18 protein-coding genes are annotated in these 20,801 nt (G+C 61.3%); 11 read left to right on the plus strand and 7 right to left on the minus strand.

Annotated elements, in window-relative coordinates:
- Nucleotides 1–81 precede the first annotated feature (81 nt).
- The 9 genes from egtB to RIB87_RS05095 all read left to right on the plus strand — a co-directional run bounded on the left by egtB (nt 82) and on the right by RIB87_RS05095 (nt 9,800).
- On the plus strand, nt 82–1,359 hold the full coding sequence (gene egtB / locus RIB87_RS05055; RefSeq protein WP_350144181.1) for an ergothioneine biosynthesis protein EgtB: 1,278 nt from the start codon (nt 82–84) through the stop codon (nt 1,357–1,359).
- 41 nt (nt 1,360–1,400) lie between these two features.
- On the plus strand, nt 1,401–2,414 hold the full coding sequence (gene egtD, locus RIB87_RS05060) for an L-histidine N(alpha)-methyltransferase (protein ID WP_350144184.1): 1,014 nt from the start codon (nt 1,401–1,403) through the stop codon (nt 2,412–2,414).
- 269 nt (nt 2,415–2,683) lie between these two features.
- Nucleotides 2,684–3,034 (plus strand): ribosome silencing factor, encoded by a 351-nt coding sequence (gene rsfS / locus RIB87_RS05065; protein WP_350144186.1) that lies wholly within the window; start codon nt 2,684–2,686, stop codon nt 3,032–3,034.
- A gap of 24 nt (nt 3,035–3,058) precedes the next feature.
- Entirely contained in the window at nt 3,059–3,523 is a 465-nt protein-coding gene (gene rlmH, locus RIB87_RS05070) for a 23S rRNA (pseudouridine(1915)-N(3))-methyltransferase RlmH (RefSeq protein WP_350144188.1), read from the plus strand.
- A 60-nt stretch (nt 3,524–3,583) separates the two neighbouring features.
- Entirely contained in the window at nt 3,584–5,095 is a 1,512-nt protein-coding gene (locus RIB87_RS05075; RefSeq protein WP_350144190.1) for a hypothetical protein, read from the plus strand.
- Nucleotides 5,073–6,353, plus strand: a complete 1,281-nt coding sequence (locus tag RIB87_RS05080; protein WP_350144192.1) for a murein hydrolase activator EnvC family protein — start codon at nt 5,073–5,075, stop codon at nt 6,351–6,353. The genes RIB87_RS05075 and RIB87_RS05080 overlap by 23 nt, the downstream gene beginning before the upstream one ends.
- Before the next feature lie 102 nt (nt 6,354–6,455).
- On the plus strand, nt 6,456–7,796 hold the full coding sequence (locus RIB87_RS05085) for a S41 family peptidase (protein WP_502943206.1): 1,341 nt from the start codon (nt 6,456–6,458) through the stop codon (nt 7,794–7,796).
- A 293-nt stretch (nt 7,797–8,089) separates the two neighbouring features.
- A complete protein-coding gene (locus RIB87_RS05090; RefSeq protein ID WP_350144194.1) occupies nt 8,090–9,298 on the plus strand; it encodes a divergent polysaccharide deacetylase family protein in 1,209 nt (402 codons plus the stop codon).
- A 10-nt stretch (nt 9,299–9,308) separates the two neighbouring features.
- Nucleotides 9,309–9,800: an RNA pyrophosphohydrolase gene (locus tag RIB87_RS05095; protein ID WP_350144196.1), complete on the plus strand. Its 492-nt coding sequence runs from the start codon at nt 9,309–9,311 to the stop codon at nt 9,798–9,800.
- A gap of 319 nt (nt 9,801–10,119) precedes the next feature.
- Here the strand turns inward: RIB87_RS05095 and RIB87_RS05100 are convergent, their stop codons facing one another.
- From RIB87_RS05100 to RIB87_RS05130, 7 genes are all read right to left on the minus strand, one after another.
- Nucleotides 10,120–10,932 (minus strand): ferritin-like domain-containing protein, encoded by an 813-nt coding sequence (locus RIB87_RS05100; protein ID WP_350144198.1) that lies wholly within the window; start codon nt 10,930–10,932, stop codon nt 10,120–10,122.
- 123 nt (nt 10,933–11,055) lie between these two features.
- The gene (locus tag RIB87_RS05105; RefSeq protein WP_350144200.1) at nt 11,056–11,451 is read right to left on the minus strand and encodes a F0F1 ATP synthase subunit epsilon; all 396 of its coding nucleotides are present in this window, start codon (nt 11,449–11,451) and stop codon (nt 11,056–11,058) included.
- A 24-nt stretch (nt 11,452–11,475) separates the two neighbouring features.
- A complete protein-coding gene (atpD, locus tag RIB87_RS05110; RefSeq protein ID WP_350144202.1) occupies nt 11,476–13,035 on the minus strand; it encodes a F0F1 ATP synthase subunit beta in 1,560 nt (519 codons plus the stop codon).
- Nucleotides 13,036–13,269: 234 nt separating this feature from the next.
- The gene (locus RIB87_RS05115; protein ID WP_350144204.1) at nt 13,270–14,148 is read right to left on the minus strand and encodes a F0F1 ATP synthase subunit gamma; all 879 of its coding nucleotides are present in this window, start codon (nt 14,146–14,148) and stop codon (nt 13,270–13,272) included.
- Nucleotides 14,149–14,184: 36 nt separating this feature from the next.
- Entirely contained in the window at nt 14,185–15,714 is a 1,530-nt protein-coding gene (gene atpA / locus RIB87_RS05120; protein WP_350144206.1) for a F0F1 ATP synthase subunit alpha, read from the minus strand.
- Entirely contained in the window at nt 15,714–16,274 is a 561-nt protein-coding gene (locus RIB87_RS05125) for a F0F1 ATP synthase subunit delta (RefSeq protein WP_350144208.1), read from the minus strand. The genes atpA and RIB87_RS05125 overlap by 1 nt, the downstream gene beginning before the upstream one ends.
- A 270-nt stretch (nt 16,275–16,544) precedes the next feature.
- Nucleotides 16,545–18,752, minus strand: a complete 2,208-nt coding sequence (locus RIB87_RS05130; RefSeq protein WP_350144210.1) for a primosomal protein N' — start codon at nt 18,750–18,752, stop codon at nt 16,545–16,547.
- 120 nt (nt 18,753–18,872) lie between these two features.
- Between RIB87_RS05130 and RIB87_RS05135 the strand changes: the two genes are divergently transcribed.
- Together RIB87_RS05135 and RIB87_RS05140 are read left to right on the plus strand one after the other, a co-directional pair.
- Nucleotides 18,873–19,736: a DUF484 family protein gene (locus RIB87_RS05135; protein WP_350144212.1), complete on the plus strand. Its 864-nt coding sequence runs from the start codon at nt 18,873–18,875 to the stop codon at nt 19,734–19,736.
- A gap of 67 nt (nt 19,737–19,803) precedes the next feature.
- The gene (locus RIB87_RS05140; RefSeq protein WP_350144214.1) at nt 19,804–20,781 is read left to right on the plus strand and encodes a tyrosine recombinase XerC; all 978 of its coding nucleotides are present in this window, start codon (nt 19,804–19,806) and stop codon (nt 20,779–20,781) included.
- Nucleotides 20,782–20,801: the final 20 nt, after the last annotated feature.

A 20,801-nucleotide genomic window follows, 5' to 3' on the forward strand; every position in this document is an offset into this window, starting at 1 on the left:
GTCGATATGCCCTCGCCCGCCAGCCGACCATCCGCATCCGCCGATGCACACGCTCCTCACCGGTTGTCACGTCAGGAGTTGATGGCACGCTTTGATACTGTGCGCGCGGCCACCCAAAGCCTTGCCGCCCCCCTGACGGCCGAAGATGAAATGCTGCAATCGATGGAGGATGCCAGCCCCATCCGCTGGCACCGGGCGCACACAGCATGGTTCTTTGAAACATTTGTGTTGAAGCCCCACGACACGTCTTACAGGCCGATAGATCCGATCTACGACTATCTGTTCAACTCCTACTATCAGGCGGTCGGACCACAATATCCGCGTCCCAATCGCGGACTGGTGTCGCGACCCGATGTGCAGGAAGTCACCGCGTATCGGGCGCACGTGGATGGCGCGGTGACATCATTGGCGCAGTCCACTGATGACGCGACGTGGGCAACAGTGGCGCCGCTGATTGAACTTGGCCTGCATCACGAACAGCAGCATCAGGAGCTGATGGTCACAGACCTCAAACATGCGCTGTCGTTCAACCCGATATGGCCTGCTGTTTATCCGGCTCCTGATGACGCGCCGACAACAGCCACTGCGCTCAATTGGGTTGATTTTCCCGGCGGACTCACGCGCTGCGGCCACGACTTTGCAGACCCGGCATCAGGCTTTGCATATGACTGCGAAGGTCCGCGCCATCAGGTGCTGCTGCGTGACTTTGCACTTGCATCCCGACCCGTGACAAACGCCGAGTATCTGGCATTCATCGAGGATGGCGGCTACGCAGACCCGCGCTGGTGGCACGCCGAAGGGTGGGACCACGTGCAGTCCGGTGGCTGGCAGGCCCCGCTCTACTGGCTGCGCGATGTCACCACAAAAAGCTGGACCGTCTATACATTGCATGGCCGCGTGCCGGTAAACCCGCACGAGCCGGTCTGCCATATCTCGTTCTTTGAAGCCGCAGCCTACGCTGAATGGCACAGCGAGACACATGGAGATGCACGCCTGCCAACCGAGTTTGAGCTGGAGCACGCAGCATCAAACACAGAAACAACAGGCCACTACGCAGGCACTCACCCCGGCAAACAGCCGCTGCATCCGCGCGCGGCAGACCCCACCGCACAAGGCCTGCAACAACTGTTCGGCACCGTGTGGGAGTGGACCCAAAGCGCCTACCTGCCGTATCCCGGATTTACGCCCGCAGCGGGTGCAATTGGCGAATACAACGGCAAGTTCATGGTCAACCAGATGGTGCTGCGCGGCGGCAGCGTGGCCACGGCGCAAAACCACATGCGCGCCACCTACCGCAATTTCTTTCCCGCGCACGCGCGCTGGCAGTTCGCCGGACTGCGCCTTGCGCGCGATGTGTAAAACGCCGTTTTCAAACCCGGATCTTTCAGGACATTCTTCCCGTGACCACAAGCTCATTACTGACCGCCAAAAAAGCCACCCGACACGACGGAGCACTTGCGTTCTTCGTTGACCAAAAACCCGCGCTTTCCACCTTCAGGGACGACGTGCTGACAGGCCTTTCCGCCAGCCCGCGCGCCATAGCGCCAAAATATTTTTATGACGAACGCGGCTCGGAACTGTTCGACCAAATCTGTCAGACCCCGGAATATTATCCGACCCGCACTGAACTGGGCCTGCTTGAAACATACGGCGCAGACATTGCCCGCGCTGTCGGGCCAAGCAGTCTGGTGATTGAATATGGCGCGGGCTCAAGCCTCAAGATCCGCCGCCTGCTTGAGGCGCTCGACAGGCCTGCAGGCTATGTGGCCGTGGACATCAGCCGCGACTACTTGCATGGCCAGATGGCCGCCCTGGCTGCCGACATGCCGGATATTTCGGTTGGCGCGATCTGCGCAGATTTCACAAAGGGTTTTGACCTGCCGCCGGAAATCCAACCGTTGGGCGACCGCAAGCTGGGTTTCCTGCCCGGCTCCACCATTGGCAACTTTACGCCGGCAGAGGCCCGCGCCCTGCTGGAGCGCAGCACGCGGTTGTTGGGCAAAGGCGGCCAGTTTCTCATTGGTGTGGACCTGAAAAAACCAAAGCACATTCTGGATTCAGCCTATGACGACGATGGCGGCGTCACCGCGCAGTTCAATCTCAACCTGCTGACGCGGATGCAAACCGAGCTTGGCGCCGAGTTGAATGCCGAAGGTTTTGACCATGTGGCTTTCTACAACGGGGAAAAGGGCCGGGTGGAAATGCACCTGGCAGCGCGCGGCCCCCAGACCATCCGCCTTGAAGGCCACGCCTTCGCGTTTGCCGACGGCGAACGCATCCACACGGAAAGTTCGTACAAATACGACGCGGACGCGTTTATAGAGATGGCGCAGCAGGCCGGATTTACCGCACGCGGCCTTTGGACCGACGACAACAGCCTGTTCAGCCTTCACTTGCTGGAAGTTGCCGGTTAACCCCCTGATTTTTATCGGTTTGCGGTTCCACCCCTGATCGTCATATTGTTCTGATGTGGTGAGGCCATGGTGGTGTCACCCGCAGCAGCCGCCCTGATTCGCAAGAACCGATGACGGGCAGGAGATTGGGCCAAGAAGCGCCGCCTGGCAGCCTGTCTGGTGGCTCGCCTGGTAGCCCGGCTGATAGCCCGCCTGATAGAAGGAGCTAACACCTGAGCATTGACTATACCGGCGCAGAGGCCACACCGGCACACGCGACCGAACCCGAAATGTCCCAATCGGACAGGCTGCGCAGTGCAGCCCTTGCGTGTCTGGACGACACCAAGGCCGAGGACGTTGTCACCATTGATCTCAAGGGCAAATCATCCATCGCAGACTGCATGGTCATCGCCAGCGGTCGCTCGCAGCGCCATGTCGGCTCTGTGGCGGACTATCTGGTGGAGGCCGTCAAGAAGGCCGGCTGCAAGACGCCGCGCGTGGAAGGCATGACCCATTGCGACTGGGTGCTGATTGATGCGGGCGACGTGCTGGTGCATGTGTTCCGTCCCGAAGTACGGGATTTCTACAATCTGGAACGCCTGTGGTCGTCTGACATGCCGGAGGACCAGCTCGCCAACTAGGCAAGCCGGTACAATAAAACACTCATGCGCATTACCGTCTGCGCCATCGGTCGCATGCGCGATAAACACGAACGCGCGCTCGCCGAGGGCTACATGTCCCGCGCCCAGGCGCTGGGCCGGTCCTTGGGCATTACCGATGTCTCATTGACCGAGATTGAAACCAAGGGCGACACGCAGGCCGACGCAAAAGCATTGCTTGCAGCCCTGCCCGATACAGCCCTGATTGTGGCGCTGGACGAAACCGGTCGCCAGCGCACCAGCCGCGACCTGGCCCATTGGCTGGATCAACAAAAAGACGGCAGCACCCGCGATATTGCCTTTGTTATCGGCGGTGCCGACGGACATGGGCCGGAAGTGATAAGCAAAGCCCGCGAGACCCTGTCGCTGGGCGCCATGACATGGCCGCATATGCTGGCCAGAATCATGTTGCTGGAACAGATTTACAGGGCAATATCCATTTTGGCCCGGCACCCCTATCATCGTGACTGATACGCTGGCTGCTGAGTCGCAAGGACACAGCGCGCCCCCAATTGGCTGCACACACCAAAAATGAAACTCTTTGGCCGCCCAAGACCTGCAACTGAAGCGCCCGCGCGCCCGATAGTTGTTGCCCTGCTTGAGGGCTGGGGCACCCGTGCAGCCGAACCCCACAAGCTCGCCTTCAAAACCAGAACGCCTGCCTTCAATCGCCTGGTCCAACGCAGCACCGTTACATCGGTTGACCCCGGTACAGCCTGCAGGAGCCTGGCCGGCGCCGTATCAGCCATTGCGCAGGGCAAGGCGCCGCTTGCGCCACATACGGCGCTGGACGCCGTTCTGCGCACATCCGGCGGGCTGGGTGCCCATGAAGGGTTCCGCGCATTCGTCCGTGACCTGAGCAAAGTGGGCGGCGACTGCCACATGCTATGCTGCCTCACGTCATCAGGCATTGAAGGCATGACCGAACAGGCCGCCAAAATTGCGGCGCACCTGAGCCACGAAGGCATTCGCGTGTGGGTCCATGTGGTGCTGGACGGACGTGACACGCCCCATGACGCAGGCCTGAGCGCCATGAGCGAGTTCATGGACGATGTGGCCGGCGTGGATCAGGTACGGTTTGCCACCATAACAGGCCGGGCCCATGTTCTGGATGAAACAGCCGACACTAAATCACTGTTGCTTGCCCGCGACGCGATGCTGGATGCGGCTCCCCAGGTGGCGCAGGGTCTGGGTGCCTATATTGACTCAGAAAACCGCAAAGGCACCAATGATGCCGACATCAAACCCGCAGCGGACCCCGCATATCCCGGCCTGCGCAGCGATGACGCACTGCTGATTATTCATCCGCAGCCGGACGGTTTTTCAGCACTGGTGAACACGCTGCTGCCTGATGACAATCTCACGGTGCCGTCAGCGCGCCCGTCAACGCTGTCAGCGTGCCGCCGGATGATCGGCTGGCCGTACGCTGCACAAACCACTCCTGCAGGCACATCGCCTCAGGCCCGTGCGCCGATCGCGCTCTTTCAGCCCACCCATCCCCGCCTTCCGGATATTATTGCAGCCGCAGGGCACTCAAGCCTGATTGCCGTACCGGCCATGCATCATGCACTGGCCGCCGCTCATCTGGAGGGCTGCACGCCCCCCGCAAGCCGGGCGCAACAAACAGCAACTGCGCTGGATGCAGCCGAAATTGCCGTTCACGCCATCAAACAGAACAGTCACGACGTCATATTTGCACTGCTGACCGGCGCACCCGCAGCTGCGCGTGGTGGCAGTGAAACACTCGCCCGCCGCACCATCGAGCAGCAGGACAAAGCGCTTGGCCGCATCGGCGCCATTCTCGAGCGGCGCGGCGGCACGCTGCTGGCGCTGGGCACTGATACCAGCCTGAGCGATGCCTCGGCGGATGCGTTACCCGTCCTGTTGTCGCCAGGCGATGGTCACACTTTGCTCAAACCCGGCACGCTGGCCAACATTGCCCCCACCGTGCTGGCCCTCGCGGGACTGCCGCCGCATGAGACCTTTGGCAACGCGTCTTTGCTGATGATTGATGAGGGCCATGATGCCGTCGCCTCATCCTAGGCTCACGCTTACCGGCACAGCCCTGCTGGCCTTTGCTCTTGGTGCTGCCGGGGTTACCGGGGCGACCGCACAGGAGACCAGCATTGACCCGGCACAGGCGGAAGAACTCATGGAGGTCGAGCGCGCTCTTGATGGCGCAGCTGCCAGCAAGGCGCAGGCCGAAGCAAAGGCCCACGCCGCTCAGCGCGCGGTCCTTATGCTGCAACGCGAGCTCGTGTTGGCTGGCGAGCGCGCGCAGGCGCTTGAGGCAGACATCGCTGAAACACGAGGCCATCTCAGGGGTCTGAATGCGGCCCGCGCTGTCAGCGAAGCTCTGCTGGCCAGCCGCCGCGAGCAACTGGTGGAAAGCCTGGCCGCCCTGCAACGCCTCGACCTTGAGCCGCCACCTGCTTTGTTGGTGAACCCGCAGGATGCACTGGCCGCCGCCCGTGGTGCGATGTTGCTGGGCACGCTGGTGCCTGAACTCAAGGCGGTAGCCGACGCATTGTCTGACCAGATAATCACCCTCGATGCCCTGTCGCGCACAATCGCACGTGAAAGCGAAAGCCTGGCGCGCGATGCAGCGTCCCTTGAAATCGAGCAGCGCCGCATCGACGAACTGCTGGTGGCCCGCCGCGAAGAACACCTCATCAGCACCCAGGATGCCGCCCGCGCCGCAGACCGCTTCACCAACCTTGCAACCCGCGCCCGCTCGCTGCGGGAGCTGCTGGGCGGCCTTGAAGAAGACGTGCCTACATTTGCAGCTTTGCGCCCAGGCCTGTCCGCCGACGATGCACCGCCTGCTTTTTCCACGCTCAAAGGCTCCCTTCGAAGCCCGGCAATCGGCCGGATTATCCAGCGTTTTGGCGAGGATGACGGGTCGGGCAGCATGGCCCAGGGCATTTCGCTGAGTGCTGCCCCGGGTGCGCGGGTTGTCAGCCCTGCGGATGCTGAAATCGTGTTTGCCGGGCCATTTCGCAGTTATGGAAACGTGTTGATAATCACCCCTGGCGATACTTTCCTCATTGTCATCGCCGGGTTGGCCGAGATTTATGCACAACCCGGCCAGCGCCTGCTGGCGGGGGAGCCAATCGGCAGGCTTTTCAACACAGGCACAGGCGGTGAAGGCACAGGTGGTGAAGGCACACGCGGTCCAGGAAGTGGGGATGCAGGCAATGGGGATGCTAACGGGCAACCGGTGCTCTATATTGAAATGAGAAAAGACGGTGCCCCCGTTGATCCGGCACCTTGGATACAGTTTCGCAGCCGCCCGGCTTAGGCCATAAAGCTGTGAAACACATGGGTTTCAGCCGGTTTTCCCGGCCTTGCCACCGGGTGGACATCCGCCTTGAAGGCTACAACGATGTGTAAAGGGTAGTGAATGATGCACCGGACGGTGATTGCAGGGGCCGCAGGCCTTGTGAGCCTGGCTCTTGTGGGCGTATTTGCAATGGATGCGGGCACCACCCGTGGCGGTGCGGAAGCGGCAAGTTCTGAAACTTACCGTCAGCTCAATCTTTTCGGAGATGTGTTCGAGCGGGTGCGCGCGGACTATGTGGAAGAGCCGGTGGACGCCGACCTGATCGACAACGCGATCAACGGAATGCTCACCTCGCTGGACCCGCATTCAAGCTACCTGAACCCCAAGACCTTCCGCGACATGCAGGTGCAGACCCGCGGTGAGTTCGGCGGGCTTGGCATTGAAGTCACCATGGAAGAGGGCTTCGTCAAGGTCGTCGCCCCCATTGATGACACCCCTGCCGACAAGGCGGGTGTGCGTGCCAACGACATTATCACCCACCTTGATGGTGAACCGATACTGGGCCTCACATTGTCTGAAGCCGTTGAAAAAATGCGTGGGGCCGTCAATGCGCCCATCACTGTCACCATCGTGCGCGCGGGACGGACGGAAGCGTTTGACGTAACGATTGTGCGCGACATCATCCGCATCAAGTCTGTGCGCTTCAAGCGCGACGAGGGCGTCGGCTACATCCGCGTGACCACATTTAACGAGCAAACATCAGACGGCGTGCGCGATGCGCTGCGCGAAATGTCTGATCTGCCCGGCTTCGTGCTTGACCTGCGCAACAACCCCGGCGGGTTGCTGGATCAGGCGATTGAAGTCTCCGACATTTTCCTGGAGCAGGGCGAGGTCGTGTCCACACGTGGCCGCTACCCCGAAGACACCCAGCGCTATAATTCGCGCGGCGGTGACCTTGCCAACGGCAAACCCGTGGTGGTGCTGGTAAACGGCGGCTCGGCGTCTGCCTCGGAAATTGTCGCCGGTGCGCTGCAGGACCACGAACGCGCCATTGTTCTGGGCACGCGCTCATTTGGCAAAGGTTCGGTCCAGACCATCATCCCGCTTGGTTCAGACGGTGCCATCCGCCTTACCACGGCGCGGTACTACACACCTGCGGGCCGCTCTATTCAGGCCAAGGGCATTAAGCCCGACATTCGCGTGCTGCAGGATGTGCCCGAAGAAGACGACATCCGCACCACCGGCGAAGCAGGCCTCGCAGGCCACCTCGCGGGAGAGGACGAGGACGAAAAAGGCGGCTCATCCGCCTATGTTCCCGATGACCCCGCAAAGGATCTGCAACTCATCTATGCGCGCGACCTTGTGCTGGGCAAGCGCACATTCGACCGGCAGAATCCGACACCAACCGCAGATGCCGGTGGTGCAACCGACGACGACGCCATGCAACCGATCCCCAACTAAGCGGACCTTGTTCCACCTGCATCACTGCCCAAAAGCCCCGGCACCCCGCGCGATGCCGGGGCTTTTTGGTTCCATACCGCAGATGTCACCCCCGACCTTTCAGGGGGCCAATGCAATAGCGCCACCACGCGAGGCGGCAGCCAGCGCCGGATCTGGTCCAAACCGGCAAAACGGGAAGACGGCGCGAAAGGCTTGCCGCATCGTGTTCAAGCCCTTATGCCAACATGCTGAATGGTGTTTGATCACTCCTGATCTGCCATCTGCTCATCCGGCCTGCCGCCTGGCTTTTATTTATGAACACACTTTCATCTGACGAGAGCGCACAAACCAGATCAGCGGGCCTCAACCCACTGGCCATCGCTGTTTTTGCGGTCGCACTGCTGATTGGTGGGCTGTTGGTCTGGTTGTCCTTTGCCGGCAACAACGCCCCCCCGACGCAGATTGTGGTGGCACTGCCCGAAGCCGAAAACAACACCAGTGAAACCCTCATGGGCGATGCCTCTGCACCAGCGCCACAGGTACTGGACGCCATGTCCGGCCAACCCACCAACGATGAGGCAGCAACAGCCGACACCGCCGCCGACACCGAAGCAGGCACGGGCAAGGGCACGGGCACGGGCACAGATTTCGATCGCGACGTGCAGAAAATCGGCAGCCTGCCCATGATTGCACCCGGCGCACCGCTTGCCGCAGCACCAATTGCCGGCCTGTATGAAGAAACCGCCGCAGGGCTGTTGCCCGTCATCTCGGCAGACGGCGCACGGCCGGTTGCAAGCTATGCCCGCCCCTTTGCGCCCGTGCCAGCAGACACAGCCGAAGCAGCACGCCCGCGCATCGCCATCATGATTACGGGCTTTGGCCTCAACCGCACATTTGCCGGTCGCGCCCTTGAGCAATTGCCCGCTGACGTCTCGCTGGCCTTCACACCCTATTCAACGGACCTGCAGGAGCAAATCAACGCTGCGCGGGCCGATGGCCATGAAGTAGCCCTCGAACTGCCTATGGAGCCGTTCGACTACCCCGACAACGACCCCGGCCCCTACACATTGCTCACCAGCCTGCCTGAAGAGGCCAACCAAAAACGCCTTGAATGGCTGCTGGCGCGCGCCACGGGATACTTTGCCACCGTCAATCGTCAGGGCGGGCGTTACCTGTCGGACGAAGATGCGTTGCGCCCCATTCTCGGCACCTTGCAGGCACGCGGACTTGGCTTCATCGATACCGGCGACGGCGCCCGAAATGCCACGGCCACTGCTGCGCCCGACGATACTTTTGAGTGGGTGGCCGCAGGCCAGGTAGTGGATGCGGCCAAGTCACCGCGCCAGATCGACCGCGCACTTGCGAGCCTCGAAGCCACAGCCCGCGATGCTGGCATTGCCGTCGGCATCGGCACGGCTCTGCCCATCACCGTTGAGCGCGTGGCTGAATGGGCCGCGGGCCTCAACGAAAAAGGCATTGATCTGGTGCCGGTCTCCGCAGCACTTGTGCGGCCACAAGGCTAGTGACGTGGTGATGGCCAAACTCCCCTACCGGCCCTGTGTGGGCATTATGGTCATCAACCGCTTCGGCAAGGTATGGATCGGGCGGCGTACCCGCATCCGTGCGGTGCAGGTGGATGAACCCGGCTCATGGCAGATGCCCCAGGGCGGCATAGACGAGGGCGAAGACCCGCTGCCCGCCGCCTTGCGTGAACTGGAAGAAGAAACCGGCATCACGGATATTGAAATTGTCGGTGAGACGCCCGACTGGCTGACCTATGATCTTCCAGAGGAGCTTGTTGGCAAAGCCCTCAAGGGCAAATACCGGGGCCAGAAGCAAAAATGGTTTGCAGCCCGCTTTACCGGCAAAGACACGGACATTGATCTCGCCAAAGCCGCCGACGATGAGTTCGACGACTGGCGCTGGGAAAAGGCATCAGCCCTGCCTGACCTTATCGTCGCCTTCAAACGCCCGGTCTATGAACAGGTGGTTGCCGCCTTCGCCCACCTGACAAAACCCGCCTGACACCACACAACACCCAATTGCCGTACCGCCACTTGATCGCGGTACCCAGGCCGCACGGCAAGCCGAACAGGACACTCTGGGCCCCGCGGTCAAGCCGCGGGGAAGCACGAAGAGCGGGGTTTAGAACTTCGCCCTTGGTTTCCAGCTTCGCCACAGAACAGCACCTGCCCGCTACGCCAGACACACAACACCCAACTGCCTTACCGCGACTTGATCGCGGTACCCAGGGCCGCACGACACGTCGAACAGGACACTCTGGGCCCCGCGGTCAAGCCGCGTGGAAGCAGAAAAGAGTGTGATACAGGCTTTGTGCTTCGCGTCAGGCGGCTTTGGCGAGGCGGCTGGTGTGTTTTGAAAAGCCCCACCACACAACCGACGTCAGCGGCCGCGCAACACGCGGGCTGATCTTGATGCCGCAGGCATTGGCGATCATGGCCACCAGCCTGTCGGTGTGTCGGCGCTGGTACAGCCCAAGAGCACGGGCCTGGTAGGCCCTGGAGCAGCCTTCGCGATCATACTCACCATCAGGCGTATTGGCACAAAAATAGGCGTATGACAGCTCATCGTCGTCGGCTTCGCTGACGCGGCCCAGTGCAATCTTCAGCCTGCGGAGCTTTGATGGCACGTCGCGCTCGTAGCGCAGGAAGTGATCGTAAAACAGCTTGTAGTGATTGAATTCATCCCGCGCGAGATGCGCCGCCACCTGTTTCAACACCGGCTCTTCGCTGGCATCGCGAATGGCGGAGTAAAAAGACGATGTTCCCGTTTCAACAACGCACCGCGCCAGCAACTCACCCCCCCGGCTGCCGCGTGTCGATTCATCTACGTCCTGCGGAATGGAATAGCCGGCCTGAAACTGCGCAAGCGCTGCATCAAAGCTGAAAGAGGCATCCGCAAGTTCAGCCCAGCGGGCAAGCGCTGCACCATGCTGTTCTTCTTCAACGCCCCAGCGCTCAATTTCTGCAAGCAGTTCAGGGTCGTCTGAAAAGACGTTGGAGAGATACGTCACATAGTCGGGCGCATTGGCCTCCACCAGCGACGCGGCTTTCACCGTGCGCAACAGATCGGCGTCCACCTTGGCAGCGTCAAACGCCGCCCAGTCAATGTCATCCAGGGTCCAGTGTTGGCTCATCAGTTCAGTCCCCGCGCCTCGTCCTTGCGTGCATATAATAAACCCGCCTGGGCACACATATGTCCAGACGGGTTTACCGACATTCTTTTTGGGGAATCAACGCCTTAGCAAACGGCCGCCGCGCTAGAGCGCATCCCGAAGCTGCTTGAGCTGGTCGAGCCTGAGCTGCGCACGACCACGAACGCGGTCATTTGCAGCATCGGCCACATCTTCGCTGGCGTTCTGGATTTCCTGATCCAGCGCGGCTGCATCAAGCTCTTCCAGCGGCACGGCATGTTCAGCCAGAACCGTCAGCCCCTCGGCATTCACTTCAGCAAAACCACCACGCACAAACAGGCGGGTTTCCTCACGACCGTCCTGCACGTCGATAACGCCGGGTGCGACCGTGGTCATGAAGGGCGCATGGCCCGCCATGACGCCGAACACGCCTTCCGCGCCGGGCACGGTCACCATGTCTGCGTCGGCAGACATCAGCAGCCGCTCCGGGCTTACGAGTTCAAAGTGCAGCTTGTCAGCCATGTGCTTCTACCAGTCCCGTTTGCGTTACGCGGCTTCCGCAGCCAGGCGCTCGGCCTTCTCGATGGCGGTTTCGATTGTGCCCACCATGTAGAAAGCAGCTTCCGGCAGATGGTCATAATCGCCATCGCACAGCGCCTTGAAGCCCTTCACCGTGTCCTGAATATCCACCAGCACGCCCGGCGTGTTGGTGAACTGCTCAGCCACGAAGAACGGCTGAGACAGGAAACGCTCGATCTTGCGCGCGCGCGCCACGGTGAGCTTGTCTTCTTCCGAAAGCTCGTCCATGCCCAAAATGGCGATGATGTCCTGCAGCGACTTGTACTTCTGCAAAATCTCCTGCACCCGGCGAGCCGTATTATAGTGCTCCTGACCCACAACGCGTGGCTCAAGAATACGGCTGGTCGAGTCCAGCGGGTCCACAGCCGGGTAGATGCCCTTTTCAGAGATCGCGCGGTTCAGCACGGTCGTTGCATCCAGGTGAGCAAACGATGTGGCGGGCGCCGGGTCGGTCAGGTCATCGGCAGGCACGTAAATGGCCTGCACCGAGGTGATCGAGCCTTTTGTGGTGGTCGTGATGCGTTCCTGCAGGGCGCCCATGTCCGTTGCCAGTGTCGGCTGATAGCCCACAGCGGACGGGATACGGCCCAGCAGCGCCGACACTTCGGAGCCGGCCTGCGTAAACCGGAAGATGTTGTCCACGAAGAACAGCACGTCCTGACCCTTGTCGCGGAAATCTTCCGCCACCGAGAGGCCCGCAAGCGCCACACGGGCACGCGCACCGGGGGGTTCGTTCATCTGGCCGTAAATCAGCGAGCACTTGGAGCCTTCTCCGCCGCCCTCTTTGTTCACGCCCGATTCGATCATTTCCCAGTACAGGTCGTTGCCCTCGCGGGTGCGCTCACCCACGCCGGCAAACACCGAGTAGCCACCATGTGCCTTGGCGATGTTGTTGATGAGTTCCTGAATGAGCACGGTCTTGCCCACACCGGCACCGCCGAACAGGCCGATCTTGCCGCCCTTGGCGTAGGGAGCCAGCAAGTCCACCACCTTGATGCCCGTCACGAGCATTTCAGATTCCGTTGACTGCTCAACGAAGGGCGGCGCTTCAGCATGGATCGGGCGCTTTTGCGTGAACTGGATCGGACCGGCTTCATCCACCGGCTCCCCGATCACGTTCATGATGCGGCCCAGCGTGCCGTCACCCACAGGCACCTGAATGGCGTCTCCCGTGTCGGTTGCCGTCTGGCCGCGCACCAGGCCCTCAGTCGAGTCCATGGCGATGGTGCGAACGGTGTTTTCGCCCAGATGCTGCGCCACTTCCAGAACAAGGCGGTTGCCGTTGTTGTCGGTTTCAAGCGCGTTCAGGATCGCCGGCAGGTTCTCTTCAAACCTAACGTCCACAACGGCGCCGATGACCTGGGTAATCTTGCCCACTGCGTTGGAGCTCATGGTCTGTGTCCTCGGTCTCGTCTCAGTACCTGGCAGCACGTCATGTGCAGCCTTTGTTGAAATCGCAGCGGCTGATGCCGGTGCGGATGATGTCTCACTCATTTTTGCGGCCGCATCAACAACCGCAGATCTCATGTTCCCCGGCGCTGGCAGGGCACGCGGCCCCGGCTGTCGCTGCCGGACAAACAGCCCAAGAACACCTGCAATGTTCTCAAGCAACGGACGCAAAAAGCGCCCAACTCCGTTTCGCTTCGCCACCGACAGCGCCCCCCGGCTTGCTGTTTGCCGCGCCGCTGTTTCCTCTGGGGCGGCGCCGGCACTTGGTTTGTGGTCGAAGGGGCTTACCGCCGCTCTTTTGTCGTCCCTTATCTAGACCGCTTCCGCGCCCGAGATAATTTCAATCAGTTCCTTGGTGATCTGTGCCTGACGCGACCGGTTGTAGGTCAGCGTCAGCTTGTCGATCATGTCGCCTGCGTTGCGCGTTGCGTTGTCCATGGCGCTCATGCGGGCACCCTGTTCAGACGCTGCATTTTCCAAAAGTGCGCGGAACACCTGAATGGTCAGGCTGCGCGGCAGAAGATCGTTCATGATCTCCGTTTCTTCCGGCTCGTATTCATATGGCACCGGCTCGGCCGCATCTGCGGGGCGTTCGGGAATGGAAGCGGGAACAATCTGCTGCTGTGTCGGGATCTGCGTCACCACATTCTGGAACGCCGAATAAAAGATCGTCGCCACATCGAACTCGCCCGCCTCGAACATGTCGAGCACGCGCTTTGACACAATCTCGGCCTGCGCAAAGCCAATGCGGCGAACGTCAGTGAACTCGAACGTGTCAACGATCAAATCAGCAAACTGGCGCTTGAGAATGTCGCGGCCCTTGCGGCCGACGCACAGGATTTTCACCGTTTTGCCCTGCGACAACAAATCCTGAACCCTGAGCCGGGCAATCCGCGCAATCGACGAGTTGAAACCGCCACACAGACCACGGTCTGCTGTGGCCACCACAAGCAGATGCACCTGGTCGCTTCCCGTGCCGATCAGCAGCGGTGATGCACCGGCTGACGTCAGCATGGAACCACCAAGGTTTGCCATCACACTGTCCATACGCTCCGCATACGGACGGGCAGCTTCGGCCGCATCCTGCGCGCGGCGCAGCTTTGAGGCTGCAACCATCTGCATAGCCTTGGTGATCTTCTGCGTTGCTTTAACGCTCGCGATCCGGTTGCGGAGGTCTTTGAGGCTCGCCATGGCGGATACCGGGTTCCTTAACTAGCGTCTGAACGGTTACGCAAAAGCCTTGGCGAAGGCTTCAACGCCCTCGCGCAGCTTGGCGTTGGTGTCCTCAGACAGCGCGCCTGTATCGCGGATGCTTGTCAGCACGTCTTCATGCTTTTCATGGAACGTGCGCAGCAGTTCTTCTTCAAAACGGCCCACATCTTCCACCGGCAGCTTGTCGAGGAAGCCCTGCGTGCCCGCAAAGATCACCACCACCTGCTCCTCCATGGAGAGCGGTGAGAACTGCGGCTGCTTGAGCAGCTCGGTCAGACGCGCACCGCGGTTGAGCAACCGTTGGGTCGTTGCATCAAGGTCAGAGCCAAACTGTGCAAACGCCGCCATTTCGCGGTACTGCGCAAGCTCGCCTTTGATAGCACCGGCGACTTTTTTCATCGCCTTGGTCTGGGCAGAGCCACCCACACGCGACACCGACAGACCCACATTCACCGCAGGACGAATGCCCTGGAAGAACAGATCCGTCTCAAGGAAGATCTGCCCGTCGGTGATCGAAATCACGTTGGTGGGAATATACGCCGACACGTCGTTGGCCTGGGTTTCAATCACCGGCAGCGCCGTCATCGAGCCAAGACCATTGTCTTCGTTCAGCTTGGCGGAGCGCTCAAGCAAACGCGAATGCAGATAGAACACGTCACCAGGATAGGCTTCACGTCCGGGCGGACGGCGAAGCAGCAGCGACATCTGACGATACGCCACGGCCTGCTTGGACAGATCATCATACACGATCAGCGAATGCATACCGTTGTCGCGGAAATATTCAGCGATGGCGCACCCGCCAAACGGCGCGAGAAACTGCAGCGGCGCAGGCTCGGACGCCGTTGCGGCCACAACCACGGAATATTCCATGGCACCGTTTTCTTCCAGCGTCTTGACGATCTGCGCAACCGTTGAGCGCTTCTGGCCGATAGCGACATAGACGCAATAAAGCTTCTTGCTTTCGTCCGTGCCCTGGTTGGCCTGCTTCTGGTTGAGGATGGCATCAATCGCCACAGCCGTCTTGCCGGTCTGGCGGTCACCAATGATGAGTTCGCGCTGGCCACGGCCGATGGGGATGAGCGCGTCAATTGCCTTGATGCCCGTCTGCATGGGCTCATGCACGGACTTGCGCGGAATGATGCCCGGCGCCTTCACGTCAACGACGCGGCGCTCGGTGGCTTCAATCGGGCCCTTGCCGTCAATCGGGTTGCCCAGCGGGTCGACCACACGGCCCAGCAGACCCTTGCCCACGGGCACGTCCACAATGGCGCCGGTGCGCTTGACGGTATCGCCTTCCTTGATCTGCTGGTCAGAGCCAAAGATCACGACACCCACATTGTCGTCTTCCAGGTTGAGCGCCATGCCGCGCACACCGTTGGGGAACTCGACCATTTCACCGGCCTGAACCTTGTCCAGACCATAAACGCGGGCAATACCGTCACCAACGGACAGCACCTGGCCGATCTCGGTTACTTCGGCATCAGCCCCAAAGTTTTGGATCTGTGTTTTAAGGATCGAGGAAATCTCGGCGGCTTGAATGTCCATCAACCGGCCTCTTTCATAGCAAGTTTCATGCGATTGAGCTTTGAGCGCAGGGACGTATCGACCATCCGGCTGCCGAGCTTGACCACAAGGCCGCCCAGCAAACCGTTATCGACCTTGGTGCTGAGCGTCACCTCGCTGCCGGTAGCAGCCTTGAGGGTTTCGGTCAGCTTTTGCACCTGCGCATCGGTGAGGGGGTGGGCGGAGGTTACTTCCGCCGAAACTTCGCCGCGATGTTGCGCGACAAGAGCCTTGTAAGCGCCAATGATACCGTCCAGCGCAAACAGGCGGCGGTTGGCAACCACAAGGCCGACAAACTTTTTTGTAAGGTCGTTGGCACCGGCGCGCTCAAGCAGCGCGGCCATGGCCTTGGTCTGGTCGTCACGGTCATACAGCGGGCTTTTGATGAGGTCGCGCAGATCCGCGCTGTCATTCATCATGGTTGCCACGCCCGCAAGGTCGCCAGCCACCACATCAATGCTGCCGGCGTCCCTGGCGAGGTCAAAAAGAGCGCTCGCATACCGTCCCGCGACACCTGAGATATTTGCGTTACCGCCTGCCACGTATCTGCCCGCTGAAAGTCACTGATAAAAAACTTCTCAACCCCGCATCTGTGCGACTCGCCGCAACAGCACAAGGCATTGAAATCACTAAGAAAATCTGGCGCACCCAAAGCGTGGAAAAACCCGCTTCCGGCCAAGCCGCGCGTTAGGTAACACACCGTTTTCCGCTGTGCAACATAACCATAGCGGCGCACTGCCGCACTTATGCCGAAGGTAGCAGCGGTGACGCCATTTCAGGAACCAAAAGCCCCTTCTTAAGAAAAGCCCCTTCTAAAGAAAAGACTGCGGATCCACATCCACCGCCAGCCGCACCGCATTGGGCAGCTTCACGCCCGCAAGCCATGCGCGCACATATTTTTGCACCTGAAAATCACGTCCCGCCTTGACCAGAAACCGAACGCGATGCCGACCGCGCAACAAGGCAATCGGCGCCGGCGCAGGCCCCAGAACCCGCACCCCGTCTGCCGGCGGCACCGCACGCGCCAATGCCCGCCCGGCCTCTGTCACCATCTGCGGGTCGGGGGCCGACAGGATGAGCGACACCAGCCGCCCGTAAGGCGGCATACCTGCTTCGTCGCGCTCCTGCGATTCGCGCTCCAGAAACTGGTCCCTGTCGCCGGCCACCAGCGCCTGCATCACTTTGTGCTGCGGCATGTAGGTTTGCAGCAGCACCCGACCGGGCTTTTCGCCCCGCCCGGCCCGCCCGCCAACCTGATGCAGCAACTGATAGGTGCGTTCAGCCGCCCGCAGATCTCCGCCGGTCAGCCCCAGATCGGCATCGACAACGCCGACAAGCGTCAACCCGGGAAAGTTGTGCCCCTTGGCCACCACCTGCGTGCCCACCACAAGGTCCACATCCTGCCGGGTGATTTGGCCAACAGCCGCCTGCGTGGCCGCAGGCCCGTGCAGGTGGTCACTCGACAACACCGCCAGACGTGCATCGGGAAACCGCTCAGCGGCTTCCTCAGCAATGCGCTCAACACCGGGACCACACGCCGCCAGGCTGTCTTCGGCCTTGCACTCCGGACACACAAACGGCACCGGCGCGCGGGTGCCGCAATGGTGACATTGCAGTTCACGCCTGAACCGGTGCTCCACCAGCCATGCATCACAATTGGGACACTCAAACCGGTGCCCGCAGGTGCGGCACAGGGTCAACGGCGCATAGCCCCGCCGGTTCAAAAACAACATCGCCTGCTCGCCATTGGCCAGCGTATCGGCAATGGCGGTCACAAGCTCAGGCGACAACCAGCGTCCACGCTCAGGCGGACTGGCCCGCAGATCAATCGCCCGCACCTGCGGCAACCGCGCCGCGCCATGGCGCTCAGGCAGCACAAGACGCTGATACCGCCCGCGCTCTACATTGGCCACCGTCTCCAGCGACGGTGTGGCGCTGGCCAGCACAACCGGGATGCTGCCAAGAGACGCCCGCGCAACCGCCATGTCGCGGGCGTTATAGATCACGCCCTCTTCCTGCTTGAAGGCGGCTTCATGCTCTTCATCAACGACAATCAGCCCAAGGTCCGTGTACGGAAGGAACAGAGCCGACCGTGCGCCGACAATCACCCGTGCGCGGCCCTCTGCAACACCGCGCCACACGCGCCGCCGCTCTTTGGGGCCAAGGTCTGAGTGCCACGGCGCGGGCGGTACCCCAAACCGCTGTTCAAACCGCTTGAGCAACTGTGGCGTCAGCGCAATTTCAGGCAGCATGACCAGCGCCTGCTTGCCCTTACGTGCTGCTTGCGCCACGGCCTCGAAATAAACTTCGGTCTTGCCCGCGCCCGTTACCCCGTCCAGCAGCGTGGCAGAAAAACCGGCTCCGACGCGCGCCCGCAACGCCGCAGCAACATCGCGCTGGGCGTCGCTGAGGGTCGGCCCTGTATGGTCGCCGTCAGGGATGGCGAAAGGCGCTTCACCCGGCATCTCAACCACCTCAAGCGCCCCCGCATCTGCCAGCCCGCGGACAACGCCGGTTCCAACATCTGCCAGATCAGCAATTTCCCGCCCGGTGCGCGCCAGCATCGGCCCGGTATCCTGCAGCATGTCCAGCACCCGCTGGCGCTGCGGTGTCATTCGCTCGGGCGTTATCCCGCTCGACCGGTAGCCCGTCCGCGTCGGCACCGGCTCGAGCGCTTGCGGCACCCGCATGGCCAGCCGCAAAACAGCACCGGGCGGCGACACCGTGTAGGCGGCCACCCAGTCCACAAACCGCCGCAACACGTCGGGCATCGGCGGCGCATCCAGCCGCGCGGAAATGTATTTGAGCTTTTCCGGCTTGACGGGCTTTGCATCCGGCTTCTCATCAGATGCCGCATCCCACACGACGCCTGTAATTTCGCGCGGCCCAAGTGGCACCCGCACAAAATCGCCCGGCTGAACGGCCAGATCATCAGGCACCGCATAGTCATAGGCACCGGGCAATGCCAAAGGCAGCAGCACGCGGGCCTTCGGCGTATCGGCTGTGGGGGCGGGAGGCATCGGGCTTTATGCGCCTTACTTGGGTTCTTGCAGAGTTGGCAGTGTCGAATCGGTTCACGTACAGTCTAGCTGCACATAAAAGATTCGTTTTGGGTCCCCCAAATAAAGAGCACCCCGCCCATGAGCGCTCCCACCGAGACATCCGGCACGACATCCGGCACGCCCGCGAAGGGCAGCACCCCGGCAAAACCACCCGCAAATGTGGACGCCATGCGCTCCGCTTTGACCAAACCCGCCGCACCTGAACAGGTGGATGCTGCAAGCGTAAAGGCGTTTTTGGGGGCCAATCCGGATATTCTGGTTGATGAACCAGACCTGCTGGCAAAGATCACGCCTTCAGGCTACCGCCACACCGGCGATGGCGGCACCGGCGGTGTCGTCGATTTTCAGGTCTTCACCATTGATCGCCTGCGCCAGGAAATCGAAGACCTGCGCGAACTGCAGCAGGCAATGGTGACGGCGGCTGAAGAAAACGCCATCGCCCGCGACCGCATTTTTGCAGCCGTCCTCAAGGTTCTGGACGCCCGCAACTTCGAACACCTGATCCACTACATCACAACTGAGCTTGCCAGCGACATTGAGGTTGATCTGGTGGCGCTGGGCGTTGAAGCCAGCACCTCCACCGCCAGCATGGCCGGTATGCGCTCACCTGTGGCAGAGCCCGGCGGCCCCGCCGTCATGGTGTTGCAGTCCGGTTTCGTCGAAGCACTGCTGGGCACCAAAGCAGACGGCACCACCCGAGACTATGCCCTGCGTGAAGATGTGGAAGGCGCACAGGAACTGTTCGGCCCACACGCCGTTCAGGTGCAATCAGAAGCCCTCATCAGGCTGACATTCTCCCGCGCAGCACCTCCGGGCATTCTGGCGCTGGGCTCAACCCGCGCCAACCAGTTTTACCCGGAACAGGCCGTGGATCACTTGAGTTTCCTGGCCCGTGTGATTGAACGCACCGTGCGCCTGTGGCTTGACCTGCCGCCTGCATAAGCACACCCAAAAACAAGCAGGCCAAAAGCAGGCAGGCCAGAACCAAACAGGCCAGAACCAAACAGGCATGAGCAAACAGGCTCCAGCACCAACAACGGCGCACCAGCTTGCGGCCCTGCCCGCGCAAACCCGCGCAGCGCTGGACAGGTGGTTACACACACTGGCAAGCGAGCGCCGCATGAGCGCCCACACGGTAACGGGCTACCAGCGGGATGTGCTGAACTTTCTGGCGTTCATCACGCGCCACACCCAAACAGAACCCACATTCAAGACCTTTGATGCATTGCGCGTTGCAGATTTTCGCGCATGGCTGGCGCACCGGCGCCGCCACGACAGTGTAGGTGCCCGCACGCTGTCGCGGGGTCTGTCGTCAGTGCGCTCATTTTTTCGCCATTTGGCCCGGCAGGGGCTGGCAAGCAACGCTCACATCGTACTGGTCCGCACGCCAAAGCAACCAGCGTCCTTGCCCCGCGCGCTGAGCATCGATGCCGCAGACAAAATGCTGGCCGGGATCGAGGCCGACAGGAGCTGGACTGATGCCCGCGACCTGGCACTGGTGACACTGCTCTATGGTGCAGGGCTGCGGATCAACGAGGCGCTGTCACTGGATGCGCAAGACTGGCCCAAGCGCGGCGCGCCGTTGCGCGTGATCGGCAAAGGCGGCAAAACGCGGGTGCTCCCGGTGATCGGGGCAGCGCACGATGCGATGGAAAAATACAAGACAGCCTGTCCACATCCGCTGGAGAGCGGCACGCCGTTGTTTCGCGGAGCCCGCGGCGGACGCCTCAATGCCCGCACCGCGCAAGCACTAATGGCACGGCTGCGCAGTAGCCTTGGCCTGCCGGAAAGCGCAACACCCCATGCCTTGCGTCACTCCTTCGCAACCCACCTGCTGGGCGCTGGTGGTGACCTGCGCACCATCCAGGAGTTGCTGGGCCATGCCAGCCTCTCGACCACGCAAACCTATGCATCGGTCGATGCGACACGGTTGATGGAAGTCTATGACCAGGCCCAGAGCAAAAAAGAAAACAGCGCCCGGAAGTAACCGCTACCAGTGAAGTAGCC

The organism is Pyruvatibacter sp., from assembly GCF_040219635.1.
GTDB lineage: Bacteria > Pseudomonadota > Alphaproteobacteria > CGMCC-115125 > CGMCC-115125 > Pyruvatibacter.

Bases quoted from the DNA above. Each gene is read 5' to 3' on its own strand.
- egtB (WP_350144181.1), top strand. From the start codon at position 82: ATGGCACGCTTTGATACTGTGCGCGCGGCCACCCAAAGCCTTGCCGCC.
- rsfS (WP_350144186.1), top strand. From the start codon at position 2,684: ATGTCCCAATCGGACAGGCTGCGCAGTGCAGCCCTTGCGTGTCTGGAC.
- rlmH (WP_350144188.1), top strand. From the start codon at position 3,059: ATGCGCATTACCGTCTGCGCCATCGGTCGCATGCGCGATAAACACGAA.
- RIB87_RS05075 (WP_350144190.1), top strand. From the start codon at position 3,584: ATGAAACTCTTTGGCCGCCCAAGACCTGCAACTGAAGCGCCCGCGCGC.
- RIB87_RS05080 (WP_350144192.1), top strand. From the start codon at position 5,073: ATGATGCCGTCGCCTCATCCTAGGCTCACGCTTACCGGCACAGCCCTG.
- RIB87_RS05085 (WP_502943206.1), top strand. From the start codon at position 6,456: ATGATGCACCGGACGGTGATTGCAGGGGCCGCAGGCCTTGTGAGCCTG.
- RIB87_RS05090 (WP_350144194.1), top strand. From the start codon at position 8,090: ATGAACACACTTTCATCTGACGAGAGCGCACAAACCAGATCAGCGGGC.
- RIB87_RS05095 (WP_350144196.1), top strand. From the start codon at position 9,309: ATGGCCAAACTCCCCTACCGGCCCTGTGTGGGCATTATGGTCATCAAC.
- RIB87_RS05100 (WP_350144198.1), bottom strand. From the start codon at position 10,932: ATGAGCCAACACTGGACCCTGGATGACATTGACTGGGCGGCGTTTGAC.
- RIB87_RS05105 (WP_350144200.1), bottom strand. From the start codon at position 11,451: ATGGCTGACAAGCTGCACTTTGAACTCGTAAGCCCGGAGCGGCTGCTG.
- atpD (WP_350144202.1), bottom strand. From the start codon at position 13,035: ATGAGATCTGCGGTTGTTGATGCGGCCGCAAAAATGAGTGAGACATCA.
- RIB87_RS05115 (WP_350144204.1), bottom strand. From the start codon at position 14,148: ATGGCGAGCCTCAAAGACCTCCGCAACCGGATCGCGAGCGTTAAAGCA.
- atpA (WP_350144206.1), bottom strand. From the start codon at position 15,714: ATGGACATTCAAGCCGCCGAGATTTCCTCGATCCTTAAAACACAGATC.
- RIB87_RS05130 (WP_350144210.1), bottom strand. From the start codon at position 18,752: ATGCCTCCCGCCCCCACAGCCGATACGCCGAAGGCCCGCGTGCTGCTG.
- RIB87_RS05135 (WP_350144212.1), top strand. From the start codon at position 18,873: ATGAGCGCTCCCACCGAGACATCCGGCACGACATCCGGCACGCCCGCG.
- RIB87_RS05140 (WP_350144214.1), top strand. From the start codon at position 19,804: ATGAGCAAACAGGCTCCAGCACCAACAACGGCGCACCAGCTTGCGGCC.